Consider the following 23,291-nt stretch of genomic DNA (forward strand, 5'->3'; position numbering starts at 1 on the left):
TTTTTTGGTTACCACAAGCCTTTTTCATAGATTACTTGTTTATAAAGAAACACGGTATATAGAATTCAAGATATTTTATAGATATTTCTATTGATTTACAAGTTTGGCGGAGAGAGAGGGATTTGAACCCCCGATAGAGTTACCCCTATGCCGCATTTCGAGTGCGGTGCTTTCAACCACTCAGCCATCTCTCCACGTTAAATGAAATAATATTTTGAACTTTTAAAGCATATTGTGGATAGATAACCCTCAATTATTTTTAGCACAACTCTTTTTTTGCATTTTTATGGAGCTTTATTGACAGGAAATAGAAATTCCGTCATATACACTGAACGGTGCAGACGTAGAAATCATACGTGTTTGTATTTTGTGGGTATTTTTGCCCCTCTTTTAGAACCTGTTACGACTGATAAAAAGCAGCCTATTGTCCTTATTAACTAAGGTACAACAAATAAGAGCTGGATTGAACGAAAGGATAAGAAATGTTCGCAGTCATTAAGACCGGTGGTAAGCAATATCGCGTATTTGCTGATCAGTTAGTAAAAGTAGAAAAGGTCATTGGAAATGTCGGTGACGTTGTTGAGTTCAGTGATGTTCTGATGATCGGGGAAGAGAGTAATGTGGCTATTGGTGTACCGATTGTCGCTAATGCTTTGGTTACAGCTGAGATCGTGGAACAGGGGCGAGCGCGTAAAGTTGTTGCATTTAAAAAGCGCCGTCGTCAAAATTCAAAACGCACTCGTGGACATCGTCAAGAAATAACAGTGCTTCGTATTTTAGATATTTTAACTGGTGATGAAAAGCAGAAAAAAGTGGTTGTGGAGGCAGTTGGAAAGGGAGAAGCTGTTTCAAAGGAAACAGCGAAAAGAGTAAAATCTGCTGCTTCCGTTAAGAAAAATGCTACAAAAGCTGCTGAGAAAGAAGCTGTGTCGCAAAAGGTGGCGACGACATCGTCAGATGATAATAAAGATTAAAGGAGAACGCCTATGGCACATAAGAAAGCTGGTGGTTCATCGCGTAATGGTCGAGATTCAGAGTCAAAACGTCTTGGTGTTAAAAAATTTGGTGGTGAATCTGTTGTAGCTGGGAATATCATTGTCCGCCAACGTGGTACACGCTGGCATCCTGGAGATAATGTTGGCATTGGAAAAGATCATACTCTTTTTGCACTGTCGAGTGGAACAGTTTCTTTTTGTAAAAGAGCTAATAATCGCCCGTATGTTTCTATTATTCCTACCGTAAAAGCAACAGAATAAGCTATGTATTATTTGTATTAGCTGATAATTTATCAGATTTCATTTTTGGTTCATATAAAAGGGAAGGTAGTACGCTATCCTTCCTTTTTTGTTTTCTATTATTTAATCAACTATGAAAAGAATCGAGAATCAGCGCAAAGTTTATAAGGATATTTTCTTTAAATGATTAAAAAATCGACTTAGAAATTTTTTTTACAATTAACGAATGATTATTTTGATGAATATTGATTAGTTTGTGTATGTTTATGATTTTGGCAATAGCCACAATATTTCTTTAATTTGTTATAAGTATTTTTGGGATTGAGTGTCTAAACAAGAGCAGTGTGCAACAGAGAATATAAGAATACTGATCAAAAATCACTTTAAAAGAAATGTGTGTTGTAAGAAGAGAAAATGTGAGATTAAACTACATTTTAGGAGGAAGTCCAGTTTGAAGGTATTGCAATAACATGGATATATTAACTACCTCATGCATTGGTGTGTCTTTAATCTGTTTGTTATTGAGTATTGTTAAAATAGGAGTTACCAAAAAAATAACAAAACTAATTTAAGAGAATGGCATTTTGCACTTCATAAACTTTATTTGTCTCGTTTATTTCTGTTCTTATCAATTTGGATGATTTGCAAAATTTTTTTAATTTTAGTTTTCGAAAGTGTTGTTTTTTGATGTCTATTTTAGAATATACAGGAAGATAACATTTAGCTATTGTAATGCCTATTTGGGAGGGAAAAAGTATAATACGATTAAGGTTTCATCTTTGTGATTTTGGTTTTGGATATTAATCTGTAAAAAATCTTAAGAAATTAAGCTCTGATATGGACATTTATAATTATGAAATCAATTAGATGAAAGAAATAGTGATTTTTTTGATTTTTGAAATGATTGAATAGCATCAAAATTTTAGATGATAAGTGCGTTTGTCAGATAATTTTATGTGATGGAAGCTTTTTAAAAATTACTGTTTTGTTAATTATATTTGTGAAGATTTCTACGTTTTATACGGTAGGGTAGAGAATGTAGTTGAGGTATTTTCAATGATCACTTTATCTGATTGTATTTTATAAAACAAAATGAAGCTGTATTGTTACCTATATCTTGTAAATACAATTTTGAAACGAAATTTATCAAAATCTTTTAAACTGTTTTAAAATGTGGGGAAGTGGAAGCAATGAGTGCAGATTTTGACAAGATAGAAATTTTATCTGCGAGATCTGTACAGCTTGCAGCTGCTTTTGATCATAAAAATGATGCAATTCGTGCTGCCGCTGAATTGCTTATTCAGGTTGGTGCAGTTAAAAAATATTATTTAGAAAGAATGCTTAAGAATGAGGCAACAACAAACACTTGGCTTGGGAATGGTATAGCAATTCTCTACGTAATGGATAAAAATAGTAATTTAATTATCAGAGATGCTGTTGCTGTTGTCCAAATTCCCGTTGGTGTCGAGTGGTGGGATGGAAATAAAGCTCATTTGGTTATTGCCATTGCAGATCGTTCAGATCGATATATAGAAATTCACAAAAAATTGACACAACTTTTGTTTGATAAAGAGCGTCTTGAATTGCTTTTAACAACTACAGATAAACAACAGGTTATTGAAGCCTTATTGGGTGAATATACGAAGATAGAAAAGGCTTCTGTTGATGATTTTTTAGTATGTAAGGAATGGACTTTAGATTATCCAAGTGGTCTTCATGCTCGACCTGCTTCTTTGTGGGTTGACTTCGCAAAAAAAGCAAAGGGCTCTATTATGGTTCGATGCGGTAAACATGCTGTTGAAATGAAAAATTTGGTTGGATTGCTGCAACTGGGAGCAAAAAATGGTGATGTTTTGATTTTTTCAACGGATGTTGCAGGAGGTGAACAGCTTCTTAAGGATGCGATTTTAGTCGCAAAAAAAATTAGCGTAAGTGAAAAATGTATAACAAAGGAGATGGAATCTAAAACAAAATTTTTTCATGGTTGGAAACCATTCTCTGGAAAAAAAGGTATTTCCGGTGTTGGGGCAAGTCCAGGATTGTCTATCGGTAAAGTTTTTGTCTTAAGGCGAAACGATATTGTTGTAGCAGATCAGCCAATTGGTTTTGCAACTGGCACTGCACACCTTAAACATGCTCTCAGAAAAACAAAGTGTAAAATGATATCAATTATCGATGACATCACATCTCGTATAGGGGAAGATTCTGCGGCAATTTTTTCTGCACAAATGATTTTTCTTGAAGATGAAAATCTAATAGATCAAGCTTGTCGTTTTATAGCAGAAGGTCATGGTGTTGCGTGGTCTTGGGATAGAACAGTTCGACAATTTTCCGACATGTTTTCTAAGGTTGACAACCCTTTATTGGAGGAGCGTGCCGCGAACTTAATTGATGTTGGTCGCCGTGTTTTAGGAGAAATTGATCCATCTTATAGGCCATTCTTTTTAAATGATATTCCTCATGGAATTATTCTGATTACAGATGATTTATCTCCTTCTGATGCAGCTCAGCTTGATTGTACGAAAGTTTATGGATTGACAACAGCATGGGGGGGGCCTATGTCGCATACTGCTATCTTGGCGCGCACTCTTGGTATTCCAATGGTTGTTGCTGTGGGTGTCAATATTTTAGCAGTTGATAATGATACTCGGGCGATTATTGATGGCGATAATGGGTTTATTTATCTTAATCCCATTGCTGAAGATATTGAAGATGTCCAAAAACAAAAAAGCATTATTGCAAAAAAACGTGCTAATGAGGAGCGCACATGTAGATTGCCAGCGAAGACGGCAGATGGTCAAAGGATTCGCATTATGGCCAATGTCAATCACGCAAACCAAATTTCTACTGCGTTAAATTCTGGAGCTGAAGGTGTTGGACTAATGCGTACAGAATTTTTGTTTTTAGATAGTTCACATATTCCAGACGAAGAAGAACAGTTTGATGTATATCGCGAGATGATTAAATTTGTTGGGAAAAAACCATTGATTATTCGTGCACTCGATATTGGAGGGGATAAACAAGTCACGCATTTACACTTATCAAAAGAAGATAATCCCTTTTTAGGTGTTCGAGGAACTCGTCTTTTATTACGTCGCCGTGATCTTTTGGTTCCTCAATTGCGTGCTCTTTATCGTGCCGCGAGAGAGGGAGGAGATCTATGGATTTTATTTCCTATGGTTATGTCTGTTTCAGAAATTTTCGTTATAAAAAAGATTACTGAAGATATTCAGAATGATATTGGTGCACCAAAACTAAAACTTGGAGTTTTAATTGAGATCCCAGCAGCTGCTATTATGGCGGATGTTTTGAGTGCTTATGTTGATTTTTTTTCGATTGGAACTAATGATTTAACTCAGTATACAATGGCAATTGATAGGAAAAACCCTTATCTCGTATCAGAAGCTGATAGCTTGGATCCGGCAGTTTTACGTATGATTTATCAGACTATTAAAGGAGCTGCAAAGCATAAGCGTTGGGTTAGTGTGTGTGGTGGTATGGCTGGAGATCCTTTTGCAGCAATGATATTAGCTGGATTGGGGATTAATGAGCTTTCTATGATATCCTGCGATATTGCATCAGTAAAAGCACGTTTACAGGCTTATAGTTTTGCAGACATGAAAATTTTAGCACAGAATGCATTACAGTGTGAAACTGCACGAGATGTGCGTGCTCTTAACTATGATACGAGATAAACAAAGGGTAGGTAGAGAGAACAGAGCATCAGTAAGTTATAACAATTTAGTAAAATAACTATATTTAGATCATTTTGCTGTTTATGAGATGCAATAGTCTCGTAATTGTTTCGGCTATTTTATTTGGGAAAATATATGCAATATTTTGATTTAAATATCAGTGTATTCCGTTAATAAGAAGTAGAATCAGCAAACATTAAAAATTTTGATTTTCTGAAATATTGTTGTTACAGATTTTATTTATCCACGGAAAAGTTATTCCTTGAATAGAGAAGAGATGACTGTTGCTAAATAAACACTGTACCTTATTTTGATAGATGAAAATGTCTTTAATGAATTTTAGAATAGAGTTTGAGCTTGCACGTTATCTCTTTCTGGGTATAGTGCTCCCTCCTGGAGAGGTGGCCGAGTGGTTGAAGGCGCACGCCTGGAACGCGTGTATATGGGAAACCATATCGAGGGTTCGAATCCCTCTCTCTCCGCCATCGACTAAAACAAACGTTTATATGTAAGAAACATAAGGACGTTCTAAGGCGATTTGTTTGCTTGGACAAGATTTGCATTAAGAATAAGATAACTTAGTTTCAAATTTCTCTTGTTTAGATTGTTTTTTTAAACTGCCTTTGAAAACTTTTCGTGAAAAGCACCTTTTGCTTAAATCTTATTTGCTTTATTTCCAGCTTATTACAAATATATTAGAGTTTAGCGAATGTACCTTTTATTGCATATGAAGCAGTATTTTTACGCTTACCACTGGCTGCTCATAGGGCAAATGGATGTTTTGTAAAACGGGCTTCTTAATTTATACTTTCAGGGATTTAAATTGAAACATAGTCAAAGCACTATTTATAAACGAGACATGTAGTCTTTCGTCGTTTCAGGGTTGATTTCATTATATAATGATATTTAGGCACAACGTGGAATACATTGTTTAAGAGTGTTTTCCAGTTGATATAACCTATGCAATTTTCTTCATACTATTCCTATGAGTATTCTGATTTTTATAATCTTAAAATAACTATACACTTTTTACGTGTTTTTATTTTTGTTTTTTAAAATAGCATTGAGAGTTTTATAGTAGGTTTAAAAAGATTAGATCAAGCAAATGCAGAATTTTGTATGGTGCCAATAAATTTCACAGAAATATGCTGAGTGCACTTGAGTGTTATTTTGATGTATTTCTGCAAATTAATGAAAAATTATTTTTATACTCTTGTCATTCCTTCCACTCGCTTTATCTGAAGGGTAAAATTTCTCTTTTATAATGGCTATTTTGTCTAGGTGGTGAATGGCAATTTCTTTGGATGAGGATCATGTAGTATTTACAAAATTGTATGTCTTTTTATTTTTTAGCTTAAATCCCTCTAGCTAAAGGGTTGGGGCCTTCTCTAGATTAAGTGTTCAGAGGTTTTAGACTGGTGTTATGGTTGATGTTGGCATCAGTTAAGGGTGGGTTTGTCTTTAATTTATTGGTTTCTTGTGTGCGCAAACGAAGATTTTGCTGCGTGGAGGTTTTTGCGCGCTGTGACAATGTTAGACTCTGTTGGAGGAGGTTCTTAATGAAAAAAATGCATTCAACAAATTTGGCTAGAGCTATTTCACTTGGAACGGCAATAGCCGTACTTTTATCAAGTGTTTCTCCTATTTTTGCTTCCAATATTTCTATAACAGGAGAGATTATTCGTAGCACAAATGGTACGCATTCAGCTTATTTAAAGGGGAGTCATGGCAGTATTGTTTTTTCTGGGGATGATGATTATTGTGGAGTCGATCATGTTATTGATCGTGGAAGTTCATCAAATACAGCTGCAGCAATAAGTGCGGAAAACCAGTATGAAAGATTTATCAATGATACAAATTATAGAGGTCGAAATCCTTATGGGGTAATGACAAACCAAGCGACTTGGGAAGGGGATGGTTTGACAACTCAGAATAGTGGTTATATGGGAAATTTAACTGGTGGTGCGCAAAATGTTCTGCCTGAGGCTTATGGTATCTATTCTTTTGTGACCGGTTGTGGTGCTTATGCATCAGGTAATTATTCAACAGCATTTGGTGCTGGTGCAACTGCCAAGTCTGGAGGAGCACAGGCTTTTGGTGTTTCTGCACTTGCAAGTGGGAAAACGAGTGTTGCCGTCGGTGTTGGATCAGAAGCATCAGGAACATCCTCGGTCGCTCTTGGGGGGCTAACAGTTGCTTCCGCTGATGATAGTATTTCTTTGGGCGTAAGAACGAAGGCAGGGGAAAAATATGCAATTGCGATAGGTTCACGGTCTGAGGCGCAAGCTAAAGGATCCATAGCGATAGGTGGCAGCGATCCTGTAGAAGAAAACGGTCAAAAAAGGTATGTGTTGGCAAAAGCTAAAAATTCTATTGCTATCGGTGCTAGTGCTTATGCTGAGAAGCATGCTTCAGTCGCTATTGGTGATAATGCACAGGTACGTGTTGATGATGGTGTTGCAATTGGAGGAGGATCTAGATCTATAACCCCACGTGATACTGCTGGTTATGATCCAGCGTTACATGATACTGCAAAAAATGAAGACAGTACATGGAAAAGCACTTCTGGTGCTTTTGCTATTGGTGATGCAGATCTTGATGTTACTCGACAGATTACAGGGGTAGCTGCCGGAATTAGAGACACTGATGCAGTTAACCTTGCTCAGTTAAGAGCTGTAGAAGATTTGGCCTCAGGAGTGTGGAATATTTCTGTTAATGGCAAAGACAAAACGGAAGTTAGAGCTGGTAATTCGGTTAATTTTTTATCGAAAACAGGAAATTTAATAGTTGAAAAAAACACTGATAATGATTTGAATAATATTCAATTTGGTTTGAGTGATAATCTTAGACTGGCTAGCATAACTACTGGAGGAACTTCTTTAAGCGCTGATGGTTTGGTGTTAAAAGGAGGGCCAAGAGTAACCAGCAATGGTATTTTTGCTGGAGGTAAAGTAATTACAGGACTTGCAGATGGGACTGATGATACTGATGCAGTTACCGTTGCTCAGCTAAATGCTATGAAAGGCATGGCAGAAGGGTGGAATCTTTCTGTTAATAAAGAAAATTCAACAGCTGTTGGAGCAGGAAGCAAAGTAGATTTTTCAGTAAAAAACAATAATTTATCGATTATAAAAGACAATGATAATAATGTTAAATTTGGTTTAAGTTCCGATATTACACTAACGAGTGTTACTACTGGAAAAACTTCTATGCAAACTTATGGTTTAGTAATAATTGGAGGGCCAAAGGTAACTAGCGATGGTATTTTTGCTGGAAATAAAAAAATTAAAGGAATAGAGGATGGTGATATCACTTCATCTTCTGATGAAGCGGTTACGGGTAAGCAGATTAATAAATTCGGTCAAGATATTGCAGGTTATTTCGGTGGTAATTCTAGCTACGATAGTGGTGTGTGGACAGCTCCTAGTTTTATGGTTAATAAAATTGATGACAAAGGTATTGTTTCTGAAAAAAAATATAATAATGTTGCTGAAGCACTGAAGGATATTGATAGTTCTATTTCGAATGTTTATAATAAAATTACTAATGCACAGAAAGATAGTCTTGTTAAACAGCAGCATGATGTTGCTGTGATAACGATTGGCGAGGAAACAGGTGGCAATGAAATTCGTGTTGCAAATAAATCTGATGTGGATCGTAAGATTTCTGGTGTAAAAGATGCAGAATATGCTGATGAAGCTGTTAATAAAAAACAACTTGATAAGAGTATTGCATCTGCAGTTCTTTACGATAAAGCAGGGGAACGCGTTGATTATAGCAGTATAACTTTGGGAGGAGGGAGGTCTGGAGGGGCGGTTGCTCTCCGTAACGTGAAGGATGGTGAAATCACTTCGCAATCGTTGGATGCAGTCAACGGTGGTCAGGTTGATGCGATAGGCCAAAGTGTTGCATTCTATTTTGGTGGAGATACAAAATTCAATAATGGTGTCTTTACGGATCCAAATTACCGAATATCCACAGTTTCACCGGATGGCAGCATAGTTTATGGCAGTTATAATAATGTTGGTACTGCTTTATCAGTGCTTGATAACAGTATTAGGGGTATTAACACTCGTATAACGTACGAATCTGATAATTTGACTCAAAAAATTGATAATCTTTCTCAACAAGCTTTATTATGGAATGAGGACGATCAGGCGTTTGTTGCCATACGTGGAAAAGGAAGCGATAGGAAACCGAGAAAGATTAAGTTTCTTGCAGATGGAGAAATTTCTGCTCAGTCAACTGATGCTATTAATGGTCATCAGTTTTATGTTCTAGGCAGCAATGTTGCTAAATATTTTGGTGGTGGTGCTAGCTATAACAACGGTGTATGGACGGCTCCCAATTTTACGGTTGGAAAACTTAATCTTGATGGTACTGTCGGTGATGATAAAAGCTATAATAACGTTGCTGATGCACTTAAAGGCGTTAATAGCTATATTACGAGTGTCTACAATCAAGTTTCCAATGCGGCGCAAAATTCTCTTGTTAAACAAGAGAGCTATGATAGTCCAATCACCGTTGGTGGTGCAACAGGTGGCGATGAAATTAGCATTACAAACAAGTCAAATGAAGATCGTAAGATTCTTGGTGTGAAAGATGCGGAACAGGCTAATGAAGCTGTTAATAAAGGACAACTTGATAAAAGTATTAAAGATGTTATTGACAGTATTAAGGACATTAAAGATTTAGGCGTTGCGGCAGTTCTCTACGATAAAAAAAATGGCAATGTTGATTATGGGAGTATAACTTTAGGTGGAGATCATAGTAACAATTCGGTAGCCCTTCGTAACGTAAAAGATGGGAAAATTGCCAAGCAATCGCATGATGCAATCAACGGTGGCCAGATTGATACAATAGCTAAAAATATTGCAAGCTATTTTGGTGGAGGGATGACATTTATGGATGGTGTTTTTACACAGCCGTCTTATTCCTTATCCGTTATTTTAAGTGATGGTAGCGTAGGTCGGACAAATGTTCACAATGTTGATGACGCTTTGGCGAGTCTTGATATCAATATCGATAATGTGAATAGTCGTTTAACATCGAAAGTTAATGAGTTCACTGAAAATGCCTTATTATGGAGTGAAGGCGATCAGGCATTTGTTTCTTTACACAAATCAGCAGGGGTTAGAAAAAATAGCAAGATTACGTATCTTTTGGATGGAGAAATTTCTTCTCGGTCAACTGATGCCGTTAATGGTAAGCAACTTTATACTGTAATTAGCAATGTTGCTTCATATTTTGGTGGTGGTGCTAAATATGATGATGGTAAATGGATAGCTCCTACTTTTGAGATTGGTCAACTCAATCTCGATGGAAGTTTTGGTGCCAATGAGAGCTATAATAACGTTGCTGATGCACTTAAAGGCGTTAATAGCTATATTACAAGTGTTTACAATCAAGTTTCTAATGGGATTCGAAATTCTCTTGTTAAACAAAATCTGGAAAATAGTCCAATTACTATTGGTGTGGAAACAGGTGGTAATGAAATTCGCATTACAAACAAATCAAATGGAGATCGTACGATTTCTGGTGTAAAGGCTGCAGAAAAAGGCGATGAGGCTGTGAATAAAAGACAACTTGATGGTCATATTGAAATAATTAATAACGATATTAAAAACATTAGAAGTGCGAGCGCTTTTGCGGTTCTTTATGATAAAAGAGATGGTGGTAGCGTAGATTATGGCAGAATAACTTTAGGTGGAGATAAATATACAGGGCCTGTTGCTCTACGTAATGTGCGAGGAGGTGAAATTAATCAGCAATCACTTGACGCGGTTAATGGTGGTCAGATTTACACGATAGGCCAAAATGTTGCGCTCTATTTCGGTGGAGATACAGAATTCAATAATGGTGTCTTTACAGGTCCAAATTATCGAATATCCACGGTTTCACCAGATGGTAGTATAATTTATGACAATTATACCAATGTTGGTACTGCCTTATCAGCACTTGGTAACAGTATTGGAAGTATTAACACTCGCATAATGTACATATCTGATAATTTTACTCAGAAAATTGATAATCTTTCTCAACAAGCTTTATTATGGAGTGAGGACGATAAGGCGTTTGTTGCCATACGTGGAAAAGGAGCTGATAGAAAACCAAGAAAGATTAAGTTTCTCGCGGAAGGAGAAATTTCTTCTGGGTCAACTGATGCTATTAACGGTAAGCAGCTTTATGTTATGGGTAGTAGCGTTGCCAGATATTTTGGTGGTAAAGCTAGTTATGAAAACGGTGTGTGGACAGCTCCTAATTTTAAGGTTGCGCACATTGAAGGTAATGTTGCTCGTGAGGAAAATTATGATAATGTTGCTGAAGCGCTTGGTGATGTTAGTAAAAGTATAATAAATGTAAATAATCGTATTTCTGAGATTAAAGATCAAGTTGGTTCAGATGTTTTACGTTGGAATAGTATCAAGGATGCTTATGATGCTACTCGTGGAGGTCGGACGAGCAAGATTGTCGGTGTAGCTGATGGTTTAGTTACACAAAATTCTACAGATGCCATTAATGGTGGGCAGCTTTGGAAAACAAATGAGCGTGTCAAAGATGTTGAACAGAAGGTTGATTATATTGATAGGAGAGTTGACAATATTTCTAGTACGGTTACTGACATGGGTAAAACGATTTTCAATATTGAAAATAAGGTTAATGGTATTACTGATGGAGCTGTTGTTTATGATAAAGATCGAGATGGGAAAAAGACGAATAAAATCACTTTAGTCGGTGGTGATGAGGGTGTACCTGTATTGATTGATAATCTTTCTGATGGTCGTATTGAAAGCGGATCAAAAGAGGCTGTTAATGGTGGACAGCTATATGATTACACCAAGCAGCAAATGCAGATAATTCTTAACGATGCAAAACAGTATACAGATCAGAGGGTCAATAACATCGTTGTTGATGCTATCGATGATGCTGTTGAACAGTCTAAACATTATACAGATCTAAAATTTGAAAATCTAAATTACAATATTGAGATTGCACAAAAAGAGGCAAGACAGTCAGCTGCTATTGGGTTGGCTGTGGCCAACTTGCGTTATAATGATACGCCTGGGAAGTTGAGTATTGCATTTGGCAGCGGCTTATGGCGTAGTCAATCAGCACTCGCATTTGGTGCTGGTTATACATCGGAGAATGGGAATATTCGTTCTAACTTATCTGTGACCAGTTCTGGAGGGCATTGGGGTATAGGTGCAGGATTTAATATGACATTGAATTAATAACCATAGTTGTTACATTTTAATCAAAGTTCTCGCCCTTGTTTAATAATTTAATAAGACAAGAGCGAGAGATTTATATATATATGAAATTGGATGCGGGTATAAAGTTACCTTAATGTAAGGTCATTATTTTTGTAAAAAGTACAGTGTTGTATATTTTCTCTTTGAGAATTGGAAAGATAGAGTACTTATTATTTTCTTCTTGCTATTCTATTTTATATCTCTTATAGCGTTGAGAAATCCCAGAAAACAAAATAATTATTCTTTCTTATGAAGGAAAATTTAATTGCGAATAAATAATTATGGAACTAAAAACTTTGTGCAACAAAAAATATCCACCATAGAAGTATTAAAAATACTTTGCCATATAATTTAATTTCTATGTTAAGACACTTTTATACTAAAAGTGGCTTTTTTTTAGTATCAAAAAAACACGTATGGTCTGTATTGAGGCATAAATACTTCTTTATTATGTTCATTCTAAAGGCCTTTTTATTTTTATTGATTTTGAAGACTTATTACAGAAATACTAATTCACTACGACAAGGTAAAACAATTCAAAGCATTGAATACGCATAAGACTAATAAAGTTAAAATGTGTTTTTATTTATGTTTTGAATATATTCATTAGTTAGGGGAGCTTATTATGAAAAAATCGTATTCCATTTTTAAAAAATCCATTTCAAAAGAAAATAATTTGAAAAATAGTTTGAAAGAGAATTATTTTCTTCGTTTAACAAAAATGGGTTCATTGGGCCCAAAATTTACTACACTTTTATCGAGTGTTTTCCTGGTGTGTATTGTTTCTGAGCCAGCTAATGCTTTATCTGGATTCGGCTCTAATTCTTTGATAATTGCTCCTGAAGAGGTAACACTTGCTGCGGGTAAATTTTTAGGGTCCGTATCTTTAGTTAACAGTGCTGAGCTGTGTTATGCAGATGAAGTTTATGGGCGAGGTAACATTTGGAACAGCCCCAACGGTTCAGATGAAAATACACTAACTGCATATAAGCAGTATAGTCTTTTTTTTGATGCGGAAAATCCGTCTTTATCTGCAGTGCGTCCACAAAGAGAAAAAACTACAACAAGTTTTGCAAAACTTCAACTTCCTCTTGCTTATGGAATGAATTCTTTTGCAACCGGTTGTGGTGCTTTTTCAGCGGCAAGTGCTTCAACGGCATTTGGTATGAATGCAACTACATTAGGTGCTGGATCGCAGGCTTTTGGTGTCTCTGCGCTTGCAGGTGGGAGAGCAAGTATTGCAGTAGGAGTTGGATCAGAAGCAGCAGGGGATGATGCAATTGCTTTAGGCAGTCTTGCAACAGCAAAAGACATGAGTTCGATCGCATTAGGTAGAACTGCACTGGCGAATAGTGAAAAGGCTATTTCTATCGGTTCTGCCTCAAAGGCATTAGAAAGTGGCAGTATTGCAGTAGGATATGTTGCAGAAGTACATAGTCATGCTGGAACTGCACTTGGCATGTTTGCATCGGTAAATGGTGATAGCGGTATTGCTCTTGGCCGTAGTGCAAAGGCGGAAGGTGAAGCTTCTGGTGCTCTGGGTTATCGTGCGGTAGCAACAGGAAAAAATAGTCTTGCTCTTGGTCGTCTTTCCAAGACAGAAGCAGGAGATAGTATAGCTCTTGGTGTTTATTCCGTAGCCAGTAAAGATAATGCTTATGCTGGTCGGATAGGGTATAATCCTTTTAAGGATAGTCCAGTTATGTTAAATGCGGAAAATGTGCTTCCTGAATGGAAAAGTACATTGGGAGCACTTAGTGTGGGTGATATAGAAAATGGAAAAACACGCCAAATTAAAGCAGTTGCAGCTGGTAGTGATGACACTGATGCAGTAAATATTTTACAGTTAAAATCGTTAAGAGAATATGTAAAAAGAGGTTGGATGGTTTCTATTAATGGGAATGATAAAAATTCTGTAAATTTTGATAAAGATAATGGTTTGAATTTTTCAGTTTCAAATAAAAATTTCTATATTACTCGGGGTAAAGGAGATGCTAATATAGTCTTTGGTTTATCTGATGACATTAAGCTTAATAGTATAAAAACAGGAAAAAATAGCTTGACAGAGGCTGGTTTAGATGTTGGGAATGTTCGCATAACCTCTGATGGCATCAATTCTGGTGATCAGAAGATAAAGGGAGTTCTACATGGTGAGCTTTCCAATCTTTCAAAAGAGGCAGTTAATGGTTCTCAACTTTATTCTATGAGTAATCAGCTTGCTACGTATTTTGGTGATGCTGCTGCATACAATGATACAGGATGGACAAATCCTATTTTTCAGGTGGTTACAGGGTTTAATGCTGGTGGTTCTCCTATCATAACGTCTTATAATGATGTTGCTAGTGCCTTTCGCGGTATTAATAATGGTTTAATCTATGTAAAGGATCTTCTCGGTTCAATTAAAGTTGATGCCGGTAGTTCTAGTAATGTTGGTTTACCTTGGAATAGTGATAAGGGGGCTTATGATGCAATTCACGATGGTCATGTGAGTGGTATCATTAATGTGGCTGATGGCCAAATTGCACAAAGTTCTACCGATGTGGTGAGTGGTGGGCAGCTTTGGAAAATAAATGAACATGTTGCAACCGTTGAAAAAAAAGTTGATGATTTTTCTAACACAATTACCGGTATGGGTAGTACAATCGTTGGCATCGAGGACAAAGTTGATGGTCTTTCCAATACAGTTACTGACATGGGTAAAACGATTGTCAATATTGAAAACAGGGTTGATGGAATCGAGGATAAAGTTAACAATATTGCTGATGGAGTTGTAACCTATGATAAAGATCAAGATGGAAAGAAGACCAATAAAATTACTTTAGCAGGTGGTGATGAAAGTGAGCCTGTGTTGATTGACAATCTTGCTGATGGTCATATTGAAAGTGGATCAAAAGAGGCTGTTAACGGTGGGCAGATGCATGATTACACAAAGCAACAAATGCAGATAGTTCTTGATGATGCAAAGCAATATACAAATCAACATGTCAGTGATATTACCGCCGATGTTATTGACCGAGCTGTTGATCAGTCCAAACATTATACAGATTTGAGATTTAAAAATTTAAATTACAGTATAGAAGGTGTTCGGAAAGAAGCGAGACAAGCTGCAGCTATTGGTCTGGCAGTGTCCAATTTGCGTTATTATGATACGCCTGGATCGTTAAGTTTTTCATTTGGTGGTGGTCTATGGAGTGGTCAAGCTGCGTTTGCTATTGGTGCCGGCTATGCATCTGAAGATGGAAATGTTCTTTCTAATTTATCTGTTACTGGTTCTAGTGGTAATTGGGGTGTAGGAGGGGGAGTTACCCTGAAAATAAAATAATGGGTAAAAGCTAACGTAAAAGTTAATATAACCGTAAAAACAAAAATATTTTTCTTAATATTCTCTCGCTTTTGTCTTTAAACTAGGTATGGGCGAGAGGTTTTTTTATTTATTCACATAAAATTAACCACAATATAGAGCGCTTGATTCAGGATTACAATCTTTATAAAAAGTCTTATATTACATGGAATAGTTGCAAAAAAATATCTTGGATACTCAGACAACAGACAATATCCGAACGAGAAAAGTAGAGTTATTTCCCCTTGCTATTCTATAGTACATCTCCTATAGCGTGAAAAAATCTAAAAATAAGGAGTTTTCCTTCAATAGAATCAAAATTGAAGGAAAAAGTTATGAGGTTTAAACTCTTGCGAAACAAAAAAAATCCACCATAGTATTATATCAACACTCTGCTAAATAATCCAAATTTTAAACGCAAAACATCTCTACAACAAAACAATCTCTTTCAAAATGTACATCACACGTCCGTGATTTTGTGAAGAGATTTTTTCTTTCGTTTCCTTTCAAAAATTCACCAAAAAACGCACTCAGAAAAAATGAGCGATGTGGGCTCAAGTGCCCAGATATAACTGACAAGCGTAAACGTAAAGTTAAAATATGTTTTTTTTATGTTTTGAATATATTCATTAATCAGGGGAGGTTATTATGAAAAAACAATATTCTATTTTAAAAGAAAATTATCTGAAAGAAGAGCGTTTTACTCATTCACCAAAAACAATGTCGTTAGGAAAAAAACTTACTGCACTTTTGTCAAGTGTTTTCCTTGTTTGTGTTGCTTCTGAGTCTGCCAGTGCTTTGGCTGATAAAGATCCAAGTTATCTAGATGTATTTGGTCATCTAGATTTAGTTGGGGAAGGTGCTAATTATTTAGTCGTTAATTCTGGACAAGTTTTTTTATCTTCTGGTCGTCTTCGAGGATCAGCATCTTTGATTAATAGTGCTACAGAATGCTACGCAGATGAAGTTTATGGTCGTGGCAGTTTATGGAATAAACAAGTTGCTGATGCACCTAATGCATTAACTAAAAAACAACAATATGAGCAATTTTTTAGTGGTTCATTTGCACCTCCACATGATGCACCTCAGTATGAGCTAAATGATGATCCTAAACTGAGTATAACTGCTAATGCAAAGCGTCAATTACCTAATGCGCTTGCTATGTATTCTTTTGCAACTGGTTGTGGAGCGCGTGCAGGAGGTCGCGCTTCAACAGCATTTGGTATGAATGCAACTACAGTATCTGCTGGATCACAAGCTTTTGGTGTTTCTGCACTTGCAGGCGCGGCATCAAGTATCGCAATGGGGGTAGGATCAGAAACAAGAGGTGCAGATTCAATAGCTTTAGGTAGTCTTTCGTTGGCAAAGGGAAAAAATAGTCTTGCCTTTGGTTATGAATCATCGACAGTGGGTGATGATTCAATTTCTTTCGGTAGTGAAGCATCAGCAATTGGTCAATATAGTCTTTCTATTGGTTCTTCTTCAAAATCATCAGGTGAATCTTCAGTTGCTTTAAGCAGCCTTTCGTCAGCACTGGCAGATTATAGTCTTTCTTTAGGTTACCGTTCAAAAGCAACTGCGAAGGATGGTCTTGCTTTAGGTTCCTATTCTGTTGCTGATACGGTTTCTGGTGGCTTTGGGTATGATCCCTTGACGAATGGTGCGATAAAGGACATCACTACTCCTACATGGAAAAGTACATTAGGTGCAGTTAGTGTTGGTGACAATCAGAATGGAAAGACACGTCAGATTAAATCGGTTGCAGCTGGTAGCGATGACACCGATGCAGTGAATGTAGCACAGCTAAAAAAGTTAAGAGAGTATGCGACAAGTGGCTGGAAGGTTACTATTAATGGAGACACTACGAGTCCTGTAGTTTTTGATAAAGACAGTAGTTTGAATTTTTCAGTTTCCAATAAAAACCTTAATATTACTAAGGGTGATGGCAATGCAAACGTAGCTTTTGGTTTGTCTGATGATATTACACTTAAGAGTGTAAAAACAGGAGGAAATAGCTTAACAGAGTCTGGTTTAGATGTTGGGAATGTTCACATAACTTCTACTGGCATCAATTCTGGTGATAAGAAGATAACGGAAGTCTTGAATGGAGATGTTTATGGCTCTTCAAAAGATGCGATTAATGGTTCACAGCTTTACTCGATGAGCAACACACTTGCATCGTATTTTGGAGGTGGAGCCAAATATGATGATGGGAAATGGACAGCTCCAACTTTTAAAGTTAGCACTATTGCTGCCGATGGTACTCATAAAGAAGAGAGCTACAACAATGTTGCTTCTGCGTTTAGCGGGGTTGGAAGTTCTTTCACAAATCTTGACAAGAAAATTTCTGATAAAATTAACAAGCTTTCCGATGATATCAAGAATGTCACCGGAAATGGTATGATTGATCATGATACATCAACAAATGTTATCTCTATTGGTGGTACCACTGGTGGCAGCATCATTAGTGTATCAAATGACAAGGATGAATCACGCGTTGTTTCTGGTGTAAAGGATGGAGCAGTTTCATCTGGTTCCACGGATGCGATTAATGGTTCACAGCTTTACTCGATGAGCAACACACTTGCATCGTATTTTGGAGGTGGAGCCAAATATGATGATGGGAAATGGACAGCTCCAACTTTTAAAGTTAGCACTATTTCTGCTGATGGTACTCATAAAGAAGAGAGCTACAACAATGTTGCTTCTGCGTTTAGCGGGGTTGGAAGTTCTTTCACAAATCTTGATAAGAAGATTTCTGATAAGGCAGATGAGCTTTCTAAGGAAATTAAGAATGTTGCGAGCACAAGCACTATTCATCATGATGCAACGACAGGTTCTATCTCTATTGGTGGTACCACTGGTGGCAGCATCATTAGTGTATCAAATGACAAGGATGAATCACGCGTTGTTTCTGGTGTAAAGGATGGAGCAGTTTCATCTGGTTCCACGGATGCGATTAATGGTTCACAGCTTTACTCGATGAGCAACACACTTGCATCGTATTTTGGAGGTGGAGCCAAATATGATGATGGGAAATGGACAGCTCCAACTTTTAAAGTTAGCACTATTTCTGCTGATGGTACTCATAAAGAAGAGAGCTACAACAATGTTGCTTCTGCGTTTAGCGGGGTTGGAAGTTCTTTCACAAATCTTGATAAGAAGATTTCTGATAAGGCAGATGAGCTTTCTAAGGAAATTAAGAATGTTGCGAGCACAAGCACTATTCATCATGATGCAACGACAGGTTCTATCTCTATTGGTGGTACCACTGGTGGCAGCATCATTAGTGTATCAAATGACAAGGATGAATCACGCGTTGTTTCTGGTGTAAAGGATGGAGCAGTTTCATCTGGTTCCACGGATGCGATTAATGGTTCACAGCTTTACTCGATGAGCAACACACTTGCATCGTATTTTGGAGGTGGAGCCAAATATGATGATGGGAAATGGACAGCTCCAACTTTTAAAGTTAGCACTATTTCTGCTGATGGTACTCATAAAGAAGAGAGCTACAACAATGTTGCTTCTGCGTTTAGCGGGGTTGGAAGTTCTTTCACAAATCTTGATAAGAAGATTTCTGATAAGGCAGATGAGCTTTCTAAGGAAATTAAGAATGTTGCGAGCACAAGCACTATTCATCATGATGCAACGACAGGTTCTATCTCTATTGGTGGTACCACTGGTGGCAGCATCATTAGTGTATCAAATGACAAGGATGAATCACGCGTTGTTTCTGGTGTAAAGGATGGAGCAGTTTCATCTGGTTCCACGGATGCGATTAATGGTTCACAGCTTTACTCGATGAGCAACACACTTGCATCGTATTTTGGAGGTGGAGCCAAATATGATGATGGGAAATGGACAGCTCCAACTTTTAAAGTTAGCACTATTTCTGCTGATGGTACTCATAAAGAAGAGAGCTACAACAATGTTGCTTCTGCGTTTAGCGGGGTTGGAAGTTCTTTCACAAATCTTGATAAGAAGATTTCTGATAAGGCAGATGAGCTTTCTAAGGAAATTAAGAATGTTGCGAGCACAAGCACTATTCATCATGATGCAACGACAGGTTCTATCTCTATTGGTGGTACCACTGGTGGCAGCATCATTAGTGTATCAAATGACAAGGATGAATCACGCGTTGTTTCTGGTGTAAAGGATGGAGCAGTTTCATCTGGTTCCACGGATGCGATTAATGGTTCACAGCTTTACTCGATGAGCAACACACTTGCATCGTATTTTGGAGGTGGAGCCAAATATGATGATGGGAAATGGACAGCTCCAACTTTTAAAGTTAGCACTATTTCTGCTGATGGTACTCATAAAGAAGAGAGCTACAACAATGTTGCTTCTGCGTTTAGCGGGGTTGGAAGTTCTTTCACAAATCTTGACAAGAAAATTTCTGATAAAATTAACAAGCTTTCCGATGATATCAAGAATGTCACCGGAAATGGTATGATTGATCATGATACATCAACAAATGTTATCTCTATTGGTGGTACCACTGGTGGCAGCATCATTAGTGTATCAAATGACAAGGATGAATCACGCGTTGTTTCTGGTGTAAAGGATGGAGCAGTTTCATCTGGTTCCACGGATGCAATTAATGGTTCACAGCTTTACTCGATGAGCAACACACTTGCATCGTATTTTGGAGGTGGAGCCAAATATGATGATGGGAAATGGACAGCTCCAACTTTTAAAGTTAGCACTATTTCTGCTGATGGTACTCATAAAGAAGAGAGCTACAACAATGTTGCTTCTGCGTTTAGCGGGGTTGGAAGTTCTTTCACAAATCTTGACAAGAAAATTTCTGATAAAATTAACAAGCTTTCCGATGATATCAAGAATGTCACCGGAAATGGTATGATTGATCATGATACATCAACAAATGTTATCTCTATTGGTGGTACCACTGGTGGCAGCATCATTAGTGTATCAAATGACAAGGATGAATCACGCGTTGTTTCTGGTGTAAAGGATGGAGCAGTTTCATCTGGTTCCACGGATGCGATTAATGGTTCACAGCTTTACTCGATGAGCAACACACTTGCATCGTATTTTGGAGGTGGAGCCAAATATGATGATGGGAAATGGACAGCTCCAACTTTTAAAGTTAGCACTATTTCTGCTGATGGTACTCATAAAGAAGAGAGCTACAACAATGTTGCTTCTGCGTTTAGCGGGGTTGGAAGTTCTTTCACAAATCTTGACAAGAAAATTTCTGATAAAATTAACAAGCTTTCCGATGATATCAAGAATGTCACCGGAAATGGTATGATTGATCATGATACATCAACAAATGTTATCTCTATTGGTGGTACCACTGGTGGCAGCATCATTAGTGTATCAAATGACAAGGATGAATCACGCGTTGTTTCTGGTGTAAAGGATGGAGCAGTTTCATCTGGTTCCACGGATGCGATTAATGGTTCACAGCTTTACTCGATGAGCAACACACTTGCATCGTATTTTGGAGGTGGAGCCAAATATGATGATGGGAAATGGACAGCTCCAACTTTTAAAGTTAGCACTATTTCTGCCGATGGTACTCATAAAGAAGAGAGCTACAACAATGTTGCTTCTGCGTTTAGCGGGGTTGGAAGTTCTTTCACAAATCTTGATAAGAAGATTTCTGATAAGGCAGATGAGCTTTCTAAGGAAATTAAGAATGTTGCGAGCACAAGCACTATTCATCATGATGCAACGACAGGTTCTATCTCTATTGGTGGTACCACTGGTGGCAGCATCATTAGTGTATCAAATGACAAGGATGAATCACGCGTTGTTTCTGGTGTAAAGGATGGAGCAGTTTCATCTGGTTCCACGGATGCGATTAATGGTTCACAGCTTTACTCGATGAGCAACACACTTGCATCGTATTTTGGAGGTGGAGCCAAATATGATGATGGGAAATGGACAGCTCCAACTTTTAAAGTTAGCACTATTTCTGCTGATGGTACTCATAAAGAAGAGAGCTACAACAATGTTGCTTCTGCGTTTAGCGGGGTTGGAAGTTCTTTCACAAATCTTGACAAGAAAATTTCTGATAAAATTAACAAGCTTTCCGATGATATCAAGAATGTCACTGGAAATGGTATGATTGATCATGATACATCAACAAATGTTATCTCTATTGGTGGTACCACTGGTGGCAGCATCATTAGTGTATCAAATGACAAGGATGAATCACGCGTTGTTTCTGGTGTAAAGGATGGAGCAGTTTCATCTGGTTCCACGGATGCAATTAATGGTTCACAGCTTTACTCGATGAGCAACACACTTGCATCGTATTTTGGAGGTGGAGCCAAATATGATGATGGGAAATGGACAGCTCCAACTTTTAAATTTGAAATTGTTGGTGCCGATGGTACTCATAAAGAAGAGAGCTATCAGAATGTTTTTGCTGCGTTTAATGGTTTTAGCGAAAGCATGTTAAGTCTGAGCGATCGTGTTCAAGTTATTGAAAAAGGAATTGATCCCAATATCTTAGAAAATGCACAGGAACTTATAAATGGAGGACATAAGATTGAAGAAATTGAAAATAAGGTAGATGTTCTCTCTAATACAGTTACTGACATTGGTCATAAGCTTTCTGGTATTGAAACTCAAGTTAACGTTGTTACCGATGGAGTTATTGCTTACGATAGAGGAGAAGATGGAGGAAAAAGCAATACAATCACTTTAGCAGGTGGTAATGAAAGCGAACCTGTATTGATTGACAATCTTGCTGATGGTCGTGTTGAAGAGGGATCGAAAGAGGCTGTTAATGGTGGTCAGTTATATAGCTATACTAAAGAACAGATTGATGTTGTTTTTAAGGATGCGCAGAAATATACTGATGAGAGCATTAACAATGCTGTTAACGATGCCAAAATTTACACAGATATGCAGTTTGAATCGTTAAAATATGGGATTGATGATGTTCGGAAAGAAGCGAGACAAGCTGCGGCTATTGGTTTGGCAGTATCCAATTTACGTTATTATGATGTTCCAGGGTCTTTAAGCTTTTCATTTGGTAGCGGCTTATGGAGTGGTCAGTCAGCTTTTGCTATTGGTGCTGGCTATACATCTGAAGATGGTAATGTTCTTTCTAGTCTGTCTGTCACTAGTGCTGGAGGTCATTGGGGTATAGGAGGGGGAATTACCTTGAGAATAAAGTAACAAAGAAAAATCTAGTGTAAGATTAGTATAAATGTGAAAGATAGAGTATTTTATTAATATTTTTTTGCCCTTGTCTTAATTAGACAGGGGCAAAAGTTTTTATTTATATGAAATCAATTATAATATAAACAAAATAAGTATAGTATTATGATTTTTGTAAAAATCTCATATTATATAGTTTATATATGAGGTAATATCTTGGATACTTAGTAAAAATAAACTACATTTAGACAAACAAAATACTATTATTTTTTTGTTGATGTTATTTTTTTCTTGCTATTCTATTTAATATCCCCTATAGCGTGGAAAAAATACAAACAGCGAGGGGTTTTCTTTTGATAAGAAGAAAAGCTTAGTTACAGGAAGAAAGATTATGAAATCTAAACTTTTGCGTGGTAAAAAGTTTCCGCCGTAATGTTATATAGACATTGCATTATATAATTTGATTTTTATATTTAAGACACTTTTACCAGAAGTGGCCTTTTTTTTTGGCGTTTAGAAACACACATTCCATTTTTAACAAGGCATAGATATGTCTTTTTTATATCCGTATTAAAAGTCTTCTTAGCGTTATTTCTTTTGAAGGCACACGGAAAATACTTAA

The 23,291-nt window shown here is 37.0% G+C and carries 5 protein-coding genes, 2 tRNA genes and 2 pseudogenes; 8 read left to right on the forward strand and 1 reads right to left on the reverse strand.

All coding sequences use genetic code 11. The features are described 5' to 3' along the window. Positions 1 to 104: 104 nt before the first annotated feature. Positions 105 to 194: transfer RNA gene (locus V4P54_RS00525), tRNA-Ser, on the reverse strand. A gap of 288 nt (positions 195 to 482) precedes the next feature. On the opposite strand from V4P54_RS00525, the gene rplU reads away from it, so the two are divergent. From rplU to V4P54_RS00565, 8 genes and pseudogenes are all read left to right on the forward strand, one after another. Beyond that, positions 483 to 974, forward strand: a complete 492-nt coding sequence (gene rplU / locus V4P54_RS00530; protein WP_455477222.1) for a 50S ribosomal protein L21 — start codon at positions 483 to 485, stop codon at positions 972 to 974. A 12-nt stretch (positions 975 to 986) separates the two neighbouring features. Further along, positions 987 to 1,256, forward strand: a complete 270-nt coding sequence (gene rpmA, locus V4P54_RS00535) for a 50S ribosomal protein L27 (protein WP_455477223.1) — start codon at positions 987 to 989, stop codon at positions 1,254 to 1,256. Positions 1,257 to 2,425: 1,169 nt separating this feature from the next. After that, entirely contained in the window at positions 2,426 to 4,930 is a 2,505-nt protein-coding gene (ptsP, locus tag V4P54_RS00540; protein ID WP_455477224.1) for a phosphoenolpyruvate--protein phosphotransferase, read from the forward strand. 395 nt (positions 4,931 to 5,325) lie between these two features. Beyond that, a tRNA-Ser gene (locus V4P54_RS00545) sits at positions 5,326 to 5,415 on the forward strand. Positions 5,416 to 6,489: 1,074 nt separating this feature from the next. After that, positions 6,490 to 12,162, forward strand: coding sequence for a Vomp family autotransporter (locus V4P54_RS00550; RefSeq protein WP_455477225.1), 5,673 nt, complete (start codon positions 6,490 to 6,492; stop codon positions 12,160 to 12,162). A gap of 1,186 nt (positions 12,163 to 13,348) precedes the next feature. Then, positions 13,349 to 14,383: pseudogene (locus V4P54_RS00555) on the forward strand (hypothetical protein); the annotation flags it as partial. A 240-nt stretch (positions 14,384 to 14,623) separates the two neighbouring features. Next, a pseudogene (locus V4P54_RS00560) lies at positions 14,624 to 15,505 on the forward strand (YadA-like family protein); the annotation flags it as partial. 666 nt (positions 15,506 to 16,171) lie between these two features. Beyond that, positions 16,172 to 22,687 (forward strand): YadA-like family protein, encoded by a 6,516-nt coding sequence (locus V4P54_RS00565; RefSeq protein ID WP_455477226.1) that lies wholly within the window; start codon positions 16,172 to 16,174, stop codon positions 22,685 to 22,687. Positions 22,688 to 23,291: the final 604 nt, after the last annotated feature.

Source organism: Bartonella sp. B41, from assembly GCF_053795765.1.